The organism is Mesorhizobium sp. M0243 (genome assembly GCF_040321775.1).
Classification (GTDB): domain Bacteria; phylum Pseudomonadota; class Alphaproteobacteria; order Rhizobiales; family Rhizobiaceae; genus Mesorhizobium.
On record NZ_JAMYSF010000029.1, the window covers coordinates 81139 to 91459 of the forward strand.

10 protein-coding genes are annotated in these 10321 nt (G+C 62.7%); all 10 read left to right on the top strand.

Going from position 1 to position 10321, the window contains the following annotated elements; genetic code table 11:
* Nucleotides 1-101: 101 nt before the first annotated feature.
* Nucleotides 102-1070, top strand: a complete 969-nt coding sequence (locus NKJ11_RS28015; protein ID WP_023735838.1) for an NUDIX hydrolase — start codon at nucleotides 102-104, stop codon at nucleotides 1068-1070.
* A gap of 67 nt (nucleotides 1071-1137) precedes the next feature.
* Entirely contained in the window at nucleotides 1138-2112 is a 975-nt protein-coding gene (gene nadA / locus NKJ11_RS28020) for a quinolinate synthase NadA (protein ID WP_352657669.1), read from the top strand.
* Nucleotides 2109-3650: an L-aspartate oxidase gene (locus tag NKJ11_RS28025; RefSeq protein WP_352794790.1), complete on the top strand. Its 1542-nt coding sequence runs from the start codon at nucleotides 2109-2111 to the stop codon at nucleotides 3648-3650. The genes nadA and NKJ11_RS28025 overlap by 4 nt, the downstream gene beginning before the upstream one ends.
* The gene (nadC, locus tag NKJ11_RS28030; RefSeq protein WP_352794780.1) at nucleotides 3650-4504 is read left to right on the top strand and encodes a carboxylating nicotinate-nucleotide diphosphorylase; all 855 of its coding nucleotides are present in this window, start codon (nucleotides 3650-3652) and stop codon (nucleotides 4502-4504) included. Before NKJ11_RS28025 ends, nadC begins: the two co-directional genes overlap by 1 nt.
* A gap of 94 nt (nucleotides 4505-4598) precedes the next feature.
* Nucleotides 4599-5597, top strand: a complete 999-nt coding sequence (gene bioB / locus NKJ11_RS28035; RefSeq protein WP_352794791.1) for a biotin synthase BioB — start codon at nucleotides 4599-4601, stop codon at nucleotides 5595-5597.
* Nucleotides 5594-6742, top strand: coding sequence for an 8-amino-7-oxononanoate synthase (locus tag NKJ11_RS28040; protein ID WP_352794781.1), 1149 nt, complete (start codon nucleotides 5594-5596; stop codon nucleotides 6740-6742). Before bioB ends, NKJ11_RS28040 begins: the two co-directional genes overlap by 4 nt.
* Nucleotides 6739-7374 (top strand): dethiobiotin synthase, encoded by a 636-nt coding sequence (bioD, locus tag NKJ11_RS28045; protein WP_023735844.1) that lies wholly within the window; start codon nucleotides 6739-6741, stop codon nucleotides 7372-7374. The genes NKJ11_RS28040 and bioD overlap by 4 nt, the downstream gene beginning before the upstream one ends.
* Nucleotides 7374-8639, top strand: a complete 1266-nt coding sequence (locus tag NKJ11_RS28050) for an adenosylmethionine--8-amino-7-oxononanoate transaminase (RefSeq protein ID WP_352794782.1) — start codon at nucleotides 7374-7376, stop codon at nucleotides 8637-8639. Before bioD ends, NKJ11_RS28050 begins: the two co-directional genes overlap by 1 nt.
* The gene (gene bioZ, locus NKJ11_RS28055; RefSeq protein WP_352794783.1) at nucleotides 8636-9619 is read left to right on the top strand and encodes a 3-oxopimeloyl-[acyl-carrier-protein] synthase BioZ; all 984 of its coding nucleotides are present in this window, start codon (nucleotides 8636-8638) and stop codon (nucleotides 9617-9619) included. Before NKJ11_RS28050 ends, bioZ begins: the two co-directional genes overlap by 4 nt.
* A gap of 430 nt (nucleotides 9620-10049) precedes the next feature.
* The coding region (locus tag NKJ11_RS28060) for a co-chaperone GroES (protein ID WP_352794784.1) at nucleotides 10050-10321 on the top strand (272 nt) is incomplete at its 3' end.

The window sequence follows — 10321 nt, forward strand, 5'->3', positions numbered from 1 at the left end:
AAAAAATGGCCGTGCAGCTGTGGGGTGTTGACGTGCCGACAGGCGCGCTTACACTAAATCGATTAAGGTGCCCCCCCGAGCTGGCAGACCAATTCGCGAACATGGACGATCAGGCAATACGACTCAGGAAAGACAGAGCCGCCGTGAATGCCGACGACGTCAAAGTGGACCTGATCGCCTTTGTGGTCGCCGTAAACGACAGTGAACCCTGTGTGCTCACCATCGGCCAGGCGGACACCTTGCCCTCCGGTCCCTTTGCGCTTGAGCACCGATCGCTGCAATCCGGCTTGAGGGGGTGGGTCGAGCAGCAGACCGGCCATCGGCTGGGGTACATTGAGCAACTCTACACGTTCGCTGATCGGGATCGCATCGGCGCCGAGCGCCAGCAGCGCGTCATCTCCATCAGCTATCTTGCATTGACCCGCAAGGAACAGGCAGCGGGCCCGCCCAAGTGCGGATGGCAGAGTTGGTATGAATATTTTCCATGGGAGGACCATCGCTCCGGCACGCCTCCGGTCGTGCTGGATGTTCTGCGACCACGCCTGATTGAATGGGCAAACGGCGTCCGCGATGCGGCCACGCGACGTGAACGCTGGCAGCGGGCGACGATAGCCTTTGGCTTCGACGACCGCCTTTGGAACGAGGAACTCACGCTGCAACGCTATGAGTTGGTTTACGAAGCAGGCTTGGTCCAAGAGGCCGTAAGAGGGCGGGACGGGGCGCCCCCTCCGCTGGTGCCCAGCAAGTCCATGGTCGCCGATCATCGCCGCATCGTGGCGACCGGCATTGCGCGGCTGCGCTCCAAGATCAAATACCGGCCGGTCGTCTTTGAGCTGATGCCGACGGTCTTCACGCTTTTGCAGCTGCAGCGAACCGTGGAGGCGCTCGCCGGCAGGCTCATCCACAAGCCGAACTTTCGCCGACTGATCGAACAGCAGGAACTGGTCGAGGAGACCGGAGAGGCCACCACTGAGACCGGCGGCCGGCCAGCGAAGCTTTTCCGTTTCCGCCACGCCGTTCTCGACGATAGGCTCATCGCCGGGACAAAATTGCCGCTGGCGCGGGGTTGACATCCCTTATACTCACAGCAAGTATATGCTGGTTATTTTCAATTAGAGTATAAGCGGGAGGGGGTTGATGAGCGCCATGCTGCCTGCGGCCGCGTTGCTCTACGAGCGCGTCCGGCGAGTGATCCCGCCGATCGAATGGCCGGCTTTCGTCGACGATATCGAGGCGATCCTTGCACTGAAGCGCGAGCGCAACGCCATCATCCTGGCGCACAACTATCAGACGCCCGAGATTTTCCATTGCGTGGCCGACATCGTCGGCGACAGCTTGGCATTAGCCCGCACGGCTGCGACGATCGAGGCGCAAGTCATCGTGCTGGCCGGCGTCCATTTCATGGCCGAAACGGCCAAGCTCCTTAATCCGGACAAGACCGTGCTCATTCCGGATCTCAGCGCCGGTTGCTCGTTGGCGGAATCAATCACGGCAGAAGACGTGCGCTTGATGCGCCAGCGTTATCCCGGCGTTCCGATCATTACTTATGTAAACACGTCGGCCGAAGTGAAAGCCGAGTCGGATATCTGCTGTACATCCGGCAACGCCAAGGCGGTCGTCGAATCCCTGGGGGTTCTCCGGGTGATCATGCTGCCGGACGAATATCTGGCCCAGAATATCGCCGCCCAGACCGATGTGCAGATCATCGCCTGGAAAGGGCATTGCGAGGTGCATGAGCGCTTTACACCGGCCGACATCCGCGAGTTGCGCGAAAGCCATCCCGGCGTGGTCGTGCTCGCCCATCCCGAATGCCCGCCCGGCGTCGTGGCTGAAGCAGATTTTTCCGGCTCGACGGCTGCCATGTCCGACTATGTCGACAGGCAAAGGCCGCCACGTGTCGTGCTAATGACGGAATGCTCGATGAGCGACAACGTCGCGTTAGCGCACCCAGAGGTCGAGTTCATCCGGCCCTGCAATTTGTGCCCGCACATGAAGCGGATCACGCTTGCCAACATCCGCACGGCGCTCGAGCAGAACCACCATGTCGTAACCATCGAACCCGGGATCGCCGGGCGCGCGCGGCTTGCGGTCGAACGGATGCTGGCAGTTTGAGCGCCGACCTCCGCAGCTTCTTCGGGCGTCCCATCATCATCGGCGGCGGCATCGCCGGACTGATGACCGCGCTTCAACTGTCGCCGGAGCCGGTGCTTCTTCTGTCAAGGTCGCTGCTGGGAGCTGACAATTCGAGCACCTGGGCACAGGGGGGTCTGGCTGCAAGTTTCGGCGAAGACGACGATCCGGCAATGCACCTGGCCGATACGCTTGCTGCCGGGGATGGTCTCTGCGACAGAGACGTGGCGAGCCGCATCCTCCAAGCCGCGCCCAAGGCGATAGAGGGGCTTGCGGCCTTTGGGGTTCCCTTTGACCGCACGCCGAAAGGATCACTGTGCCTCGGATTGGAGGCCGCACACAGCCGACGTCGCATCGTTCATGCGCATGGGGACGGCACCGGGCGTGAGATCATGCGTGCCCTGATCGCGGCTGTGCGTTCCACTCCGTCGATAGTTGTCGTGGAGGGCGTGGAAGCGCGCCGGCTGGCCGTGCGAGAGAATGCGATCCGGGGCGTCTGGGCGAGCTGTTCGATCGGACCTTTCTTCTTCGGCTCACGGCGGGTCGTCCTCGCCACCGGTGGCATCGGGGGACTGTTTCTCGACACCACGAACCCTTGGGGAAGTTGCGGACAAGGCCTTGCACTTGCGGCCCGCGCTGGAGCTGTCCTAGCCGACCTCGAATTCATCCAGTTCCACCCGACCGCGCTTGACGGCCCGGAACGCCCTATGGCGCTGGTGAGCGAGGCTGTCCGAGGCGAAGGTGCTGCCCTGATCGATGAAACCGGCCAGGCTTTTCTCCAGAGCGTGCCAGGGGCGGAACTTGCGCCTCGCGATGTCTTGGCCCGGGCCGTGTGGAACCATCTTGCGGACGGCCACCGTGTTTTTCTCGACGCCCGACAACGGCCTGGCCCGGCATTCGCTCGACATTTCCCGACAATCGCATCAGCCTGTCGTGGAGCGGGCATCAATCCCGCCCGCGATCTCATCCCCATTCGGCCGGCCCAACACTACCACATGGGTGGCGTTGCAGTGGACAGCTCCGGCAGAACCTCCGTCAAGGGGCTGTGGGCCTGCGGCGAAGTCGCTTCGACAGGACTGCATGGCGCCAACAGGCTCGCCAGCAATTCCTTGACAGAAGCCATCGTGTGCGCCCGCTGGGTCGCTGAAAGTGTCGCCGGGACGCCTGCGCGCAGAACAAGGCCTGCGTTTGCCAACGTTTACCCACCGCCCGCTCCGATACCCGTGCGTGTTTTCCTGTCGCGCGCACTCGGCATCGTCCGGGACGGTGAAGGGTTGAAAGCAGCCGCGCGTGCCTTATTGCCGCTCGCCGAAAGCAAGGATGCGGTCTCGGATCCGGCGGCTGTCGGGCTAATGATCGCGGTTGCCGCCTTGTTGCGCGAAGAAAGCCGCGGCGCTCATTACCGGACAGATTTTCCTCATCATGCGACTGCCGCCCGACGGTCCGAAATCACGCTCGAAGCCGCCTTGGGCGCTGCGCGCGAACTCGGACACTCGCCAAAGTTGGAAGGGGCAAAGTGATGAGGCTCTCACCGCTTCCCACGGTCATGCTTGAGCCGCTTGTACGGGCATCGCTTCTTGAAGACCTTGGCAGAGCCGGCGACTTGACCACGCAGGCCATCGTCCCGAAGGAATACCAAGCGGGAACCGTGTTGGTGGCGCGACAGTCCGGAGTTGTCGCCGGCCTCGATCTGGCGATGCTCGCTTTCCACTTGATTGATCCTGCTGTCGAAATCTCGGTGGAGCGCGCAGACGGCTGCAATGTCGTGGATGGAGAGATCATTGCATCAGTGGTTGGCCCGGCCCGGGCCATTCTCACAGCCGAAAGGACGGCACTCAATTATTTGTGCCATCTGAGCGGCATCGCCACGGCAACGGCATCGATCGTCGCTGCGGTTCGTGGGTATGGCGCGAAGATCGTCTGCACCCGCAAGACGACGCCCGGATTGCGGGCAGTCGAAAAGTATGCCGTGCGCGCAGGTGGCGGGTCCAATCACCGCTTCGGTCTGGACGATGCAATTTTGATCAAGGACAACCACATCGCCATCGCAGGCGGCGTCCGCCCAGCACTCGAGCGAGCACGAAGAGCGGCCGGTCATCTCGTCAAGATCGAAGTCGAGGTCGATACTCTGGCCCAGTTGGAGGAGGTACTTGGCTTCGCTCCCGATGCGGTTCTGCTCGACAACATGTCCCTCCCCGATCTTCGCCGCGCCGTCGCAATGGTCGGTGGCCGCGCTATCACCGAGGCTTCTGGCGGGATCACGTCCCATACAGCGCGGGCGGTTGCCGCGACCGGCGTTGATCTGATTTCGGTCGGCCGACTCATCCACAGCGCGCCGATCCTGGATATCGGCCTCGACCATCGGGGCTCATGATTGTCTGAGTCAGGATTGGGTCAACTGTCCTCTCCGATCGTCAACAGTCAGATAGCAAAGACCCCGCAAGACAGACCGGAGGAACAGCATGGACATGCAAACGGCAAGTTCAACGCAGACATCGCCACAGGCTCAATCCCCTGACCCCGGAGCGTGGACCCTGGAGAAGGCTCAGGCACTTTACCATGCCCCCTTCAACAATCTCCTCTTCCTGGCGCAAACGGTGCACCGCCAGAATTTCGATCCAAACAAGGTCCAGCTCAGCCGGCTGCTCAGCATCAAGACGGGAGGATGCCCGGAGGATTGTGGCTATTGCAGCCAGTCGGCGCGTCACGAAACCGGCCTGAAGGCGTCGAAGCTGATGGAGGTCCGGCGCGTCATCGCCGAGGCGACCAAGGCGCGTGATGCCGGCGCCACGCGTTATTGCATGGGCGCGGCCTGGCGAAACCCCAAGGCGCGCGACATGGATGCGGTGGTGGCGATGGTCGAAGGCGTCAAGGCGCTGGGCATGGAGACCTGCATGACGCTCGGCATGCTCGATCTTGAGCAAGCCGCTCGACTGAAGCAGGCGGGCCTCGACTACTACAACCACAACATCGATACGTCGGAACGCTACTACAGCGAGATCATCAGCACGCGCGGCTATGCCGAGCGGCTCGACACGCTTGAGCAGGTTCGTCGATCCGGCATCAAGGTCTGCTGCGGCGGTATTGTCGGCATGGGCGAAGATCCGGTGGACCGGATCGACATGCTGGTGACGCTGGCGAACCTACCCGAGCCGCCGGAAAGCGTCCCGATCAACATGCTGATCCCGATCGCCGGCACCCCGCTTGCCGAAGCCAAGCCCATCGAGCCGATCGAATTCGTGCGCGTGATCGCCCTGGCGCGCATCATGATGCCGAAATCGCATGTGCGTCTTTCCGCCGGCCGCACCGCCATGACCGACGAGATGCAGGCGCTGTGCTTTTTTGCCGGTGCCAACTCGATTTTCGTCGGCGACACGCTGCTGACGGCGGACAATCCCGGTGAGGACAAGGATAGCCTTCTGTTCCGCCGTCTCGGCATTGAGCCGATGGAACTCGAGGCGCAATGAACGGGGCACCGCTTGCCCGCTATGACGCGACCTTGCAGGGACTGGCCTGCAAGGACCGGCTGCGGACGCTTGCGCCGCGCGCAGGTCTCGATTTCTCGTCGAACGACTATCTCGGGCTGGCCTCGTCCAGGAGACTTGGCGATGCTGTTGTGGCGGCGATTGCGCGGGGCACGCCGGTTGGCGCCACCGGGTCGCGGCTGTTGCGCGGCAATGCACCGGAACACGAGCAGCTCGAGGCAGACGCGGCGGCATTCTTTGGAGCCGACCGCGCGCTGTTCTTCGGCAGCGGCTACATCGCCAACTTCGCTCTGCTGAGCGCCCTGCCGCGGAAGGGCGATCTTTTGGTTCTCGATGAGCTCGCCCATGCCAGCATGCATGAGGGTGCGCAGGCCGGGCGCGCACAGTTCGTGCTGGCCGCGCACAACGATGCCACCGCTGTTGAGGATGCGATCACACGTTGGCGCGCCGCAGGCGGCATGGGATGCGTCTGGATCGCGGTGGAGAGCCTTTACAGCATGGATGGCGACTGCGCGCCTTTGGAGAGCCTGGTCGCGCTTGCCGATCGGCACGGCGCATTCATCGTCATTGACGAGGCGCATTCGACCGGCGTCTGGGGACCGGACGGCCGGGGGCTTGCCGCCGCTTTCGAGGGCCGCGACAACATCGTCGCGCTCCACACCTGCGGCAAGGCGCTCGGCGCATCTGGTGGGCTCGTGACCGGGCCGAGGACACTGTGCGAGTATCTGATCAACCGTTGCCGGCCATTCATCTACGCCACCGCGCCATCGCCGCTGATGGCAGTGGCAGTGCGCGAAGCACTCGCAATGCTCGCCGACGAGCCTATGCGGCGTGTTCAGCTGCATGAACGCGTTGCCCTCGCCGGCCGCCAGCTGGCCGAGCGCTGCGGCGTGATACCCAGCGGCTCGCAGATCCAGCCCCTCGTAATCGGCGATATCAGGCGCACCATGGCAGTGGCGGCGCGCCTGCAGGCCCGCGGCTTCGACATACGCGGTATTCGTCCTCCGACCGTGCGCACGTCGCGGCTGCGCATCTCACTGACGCTCAATATCGGCGAAGCCGACATTTCCGCCATGGTCGAGGCGCTGGTCGAGGTGTTGGCCCAAACATCACCGGAGGCGGTATGACCCAACGCATCGTCATCACCGGAACCGACACGGGAGTTGGCAAGACCGTGTTTGCGGCTGGGCTCGCCGGTTTGCTCGACGGCTTTTACTGGAAACCGGTGCAATCGGGCCTCGACGGCGAGACCGACAGCGAGGTGGTCGCGCGGCTTGCCGGCTTGCCCTCAGAGCGCGTGCTGCCGGAAGCCTACCGCTTGCGGAGCCCGCTGTCGCCGCATCGTTCGGCCGAGATCGACGGCGTGGCGATCAAGGCTGCCGATCTTGCTTTTCCCGTCCTACCGACGCCGCTCGTCATCGAAGGCTCCGGCGGCCTGATGGTGCCGCTTAACCGGCGCACAAGGCTCATCGACATCTTCGCTGAATGGCGGCTGCCCGTTATTCTGTGCGCCCGCACCACGCTCGGCACCATCAACCACACCTTGCTCTCGATCGAGGCGCTCCGCGCCCGATCCATCCCGTTGGCCGGCATCGCTTTCATCGGCGATGAGATGGCCGATACGCAACGGACCATCGTGGAATTCAGCGGTGCGCCGCAGCTCGGCAGGCTGCCGCACCTCGATCTGCTGACCGGCAAGACACTGAGGGACGCAATGATTGCCGGCTTCGCCTTCGCCTCGATTACTGGAGGTGACTGATGTCGCAGTCTCATGTGTGGCATCCCTTCACCCAGCACGCGCTCGAGCCTGCGATCCCAGAAATCGTCCGGACTGAAGGCGCCTATCTCCGCAGGGCCGACGGCGCCCGCATCCTGGACGCCATCTCCTCCTGGTGGGTCGTCACACATGGCCACCGCCATCCCCGCATCATGAAGGCAATCGAGACAACCGCGTCGAGCCTCGACCAGATTATCTTTGCGGGCTTCACGCACGAGCCGGCAGAGCGCTTGGCCAAGGCGCTTGTCGGCCTCGCTCCCGCTGGACTCGACTGGGTGTTCTATTCCGACAGTGGCTCGACCTCGGTCGAAGTAGCGCTGAAGATGGCGCTCGGTTATTTCCGCAACATCGGCGCCCCACGCTCGCGCATCGTCGTCATGGATCACAGCTATCATGGCGACACGATCGGCACGATGAGCGTCGGTGCGCGTGGCGTGTTCAACGCCGCCTACGAACCCTTGCTGTTCGAGGTCGCCACCATCCCCTTTCCGGCAGCGGGGCGCGAGCAAGAGACGCTGGATCGTTTTGAGGCTGTGACCCGCGATCGACGAGCCGCAGCCTTAATCGTCGAGCCGCTGGTGCTGGGCGCCGGCGGCATGCTGATGTATCCGGCTTCAGTTCTGGCCGAATTGAAGAAGATCACTGAGGCCTCCGGCACGCTGCTGATCGCCGACGAAGTGATGACCGGCTGGGGGCGGACCGGAACCATGTTCGCCTGCGAGCAGGCATCGATCTCTCCAGATATCCTGTGCACCTCGAAAGGCCTGACCGGCGGCGCCATCCCGCTGGCCGTAACGCTTGCCACCGATGCCATCTTCCAGGCTCATTATTCCGAGGACCGGAAGAAGACATTTTTCCATTCGAGCTCCTACACTGCCAACCCGATTGCCTGCGCGGCAGCACTTGCCAATGTCGAGATCTGGCGGGACGAGCCGGTGGCCGAGCGCATTGCGGCCTTGAGCGCAATGCAGGCCACCGGGCTTCGACGCTTTCGCGACAACAGCTTCTTCACCGACTGCCGGGCGACCGGCACGATCGCGGCGCTCGACCTGCGAACCGGTTCCGCAGGTTATCTCGCCGAGATCGGACCGAAACTGCGCGCTTTCTTCCTCGAGCGAGGGCTACTTGTGCGCCCGCTCGGCAATGTCCTCTACCTTCTGCCACCCTATTGCATCACCGGCGACGAGCTCGAGCGACTCTATGACGCCATTGAGGAGGCGGGCGAACGCTTCGGGTCCAGGCCATGAGCAAGTCGTCGCGCATTCTCGGGTTTGGCCATCATGCGCCTGGGCGAAAGGTGGCGAATGCCGAAATCGAGAGCAATCTCGGTCTTGATCCAGGCTGGATCGAAAGGCGTACCGGGATACGGTCGCGCTTCTGGGCAACCGACGAAGACACGCTGTCTGGTCTTGCTGCGCAGGCCGGCGACATGGCGCTGGCGAACGCCGGTATTGCGCGCCACGACATCGGTCTGCTGTTGCTTGCCACCTCGACGCCCGACCATCTTCTGCCGCCGAGCGCGCCGCTGGTCGCACACAAGCTTGGCCTTGGCAGCGCAGGCGCGGTGGATCTGACAGGCGCCTGCGCCGGCTTCATCTATGCGCTGATGTTTGCGGACGGATTTACCCGCCTGCACGGCAAAGCGAGCCTTGTTATCGCCGCCAATATCCTCAGCCGCCGCATCAATCCAGCCGAGCGCGCAAGCTCGGTCCTGTTTGCCGATGCCGCCGCCGCCCTGGTGATCGGTCAGTGCGATGATGCTGATCGGGGCATTCTCGGTGCCTCGGTGGCTTCGGACGGCTCGCGATACGGGCTGATCCAGATTCCCGCAGGAGGAAGCAACAAGCCGTTCCACGGTGACCTCGATCTCGCGCAAACCCGAATGAGGATGACGGACGGCCGCGAAGTGTTCGCAAAGGCCGTCGAGATGATGACCAATTGCTCAATAAGCGCGCTAGCCGCTGCCGGAGTGCGGCCACACGATCTCGGCCGGTTCGTGCCCCATCAGGCCAATACTCGGATTTTCGACGCGGTCGGGAGGAACCTCGGCATCGCGGACCAAGCAATTGTCAAGACGATTGCCGAATACGGCAACTCTTCGGCCGCGACGATCCCGCTGTCGCTCTCGCTCGCCAACCAGACGGAGCCATTCCAGCCTGGAGAGAAAATCCTTCTGTCGGCGGCGGGTGCGGGTCTCAGCGGCGGCGCTCTCGTGGTTGGAATCTAGCCGGCCGGCTCACGCGCGCAGGACTGGTCATGAATGGGAATAGGGCAACAGAACCAATGCCAAAATGGCCTTCTGAAGCTCGACATGACCGAGCTGACGCAGCACGACCCCGTGCGAGCCTCTGGATGAGATCAAATGCATCACCTGTTGCATCATTCGTGCCATCTGAATAAAGCTCAAATACAAAGGGTGAGCCGCCCCATGTATGTCTGATACCCGACATTGTTCACATAAAAGGCTCGATGCTTACACGCTCTTTGCTCTCTTCTCTTTGCTGTCTGCTCTTTTCTCTTTGCTCTTTGCTCTTTCGTCTTGACTAGCAGGAGCATGCGGCTTATCTCATTGCCGCGTTAGCACTCGCTTCCGCTGAGTGCTAAGCACGCTCCGGCAACGGAGAACCGTTCAACATCCGCACCAAGGACATCCAAAAATGGCAAAGTCGAATTTCCGGCCGCTGCATGACCGCGTGGTCGTTCGCCGGGTCGAATCCGAATCCAAGACCGCCGGCGGGATCATCATCCCGGATACGGCGAAGGAAAAGCCGCAGGAAGGCGAGATCATCGCCGTCGGCTCCGGCGCTCGTGACGAAGCTGGCAAGCTGGTCCCGCTGGACGTCAAGGCCGGCGACCGCATCCTGTTCGGCAAGTGGTCGGGTACCGAAGTCAAGCTCAATGGCGAAGACCTTCTGATCATGAAGGAATC

Bases quoted from the DNA above. Each gene is read 5' to 3' on its own strand.
- NKJ11_RS28015 (WP_023735838.1), top strand. From the start codon at position 102: ATGGACGATCAGGCAATACGACTCAGGAAAGACAGAGCCGCCGTGAAT.
- nadA (WP_352657669.1), top strand. From the start codon at position 1,138: ATGAGCGCCATGCTGCCTGCGGCCGCGTTGCTCTACGAGCGCGTCCGG.
- nadC (WP_352794780.1), top strand. From the start codon at position 3,650: ATGAGGCTCTCACCGCTTCCCACGGTCATGCTTGAGCCGCTTGTACGG.
- bioB (WP_352794791.1), top strand. From the start codon at position 4,599: ATGCAAACGGCAAGTTCAACGCAGACATCGCCACAGGCTCAATCCCCT.
- NKJ11_RS28040 (WP_352794781.1), top strand. From the start codon at position 5,594: ATGAACGGGGCACCGCTTGCCCGCTATGACGCGACCTTGCAGGGACTG.
- bioD (WP_023735844.1), top strand. From the start codon at position 6,739: ATGACCCAACGCATCGTCATCACCGGAACCGACACGGGAGTTGGCAAG.
- NKJ11_RS28050 (WP_352794782.1), top strand. From the start codon at position 7,374: ATGTCGCAGTCTCATGTGTGGCATCCCTTCACCCAGCACGCGCTCGAG.
- bioZ (WP_352794783.1), top strand. From the start codon at position 8,636: ATGAGCAAGTCGTCGCGCATTCTCGGGTTTGGCCATCATGCGCCTGGG.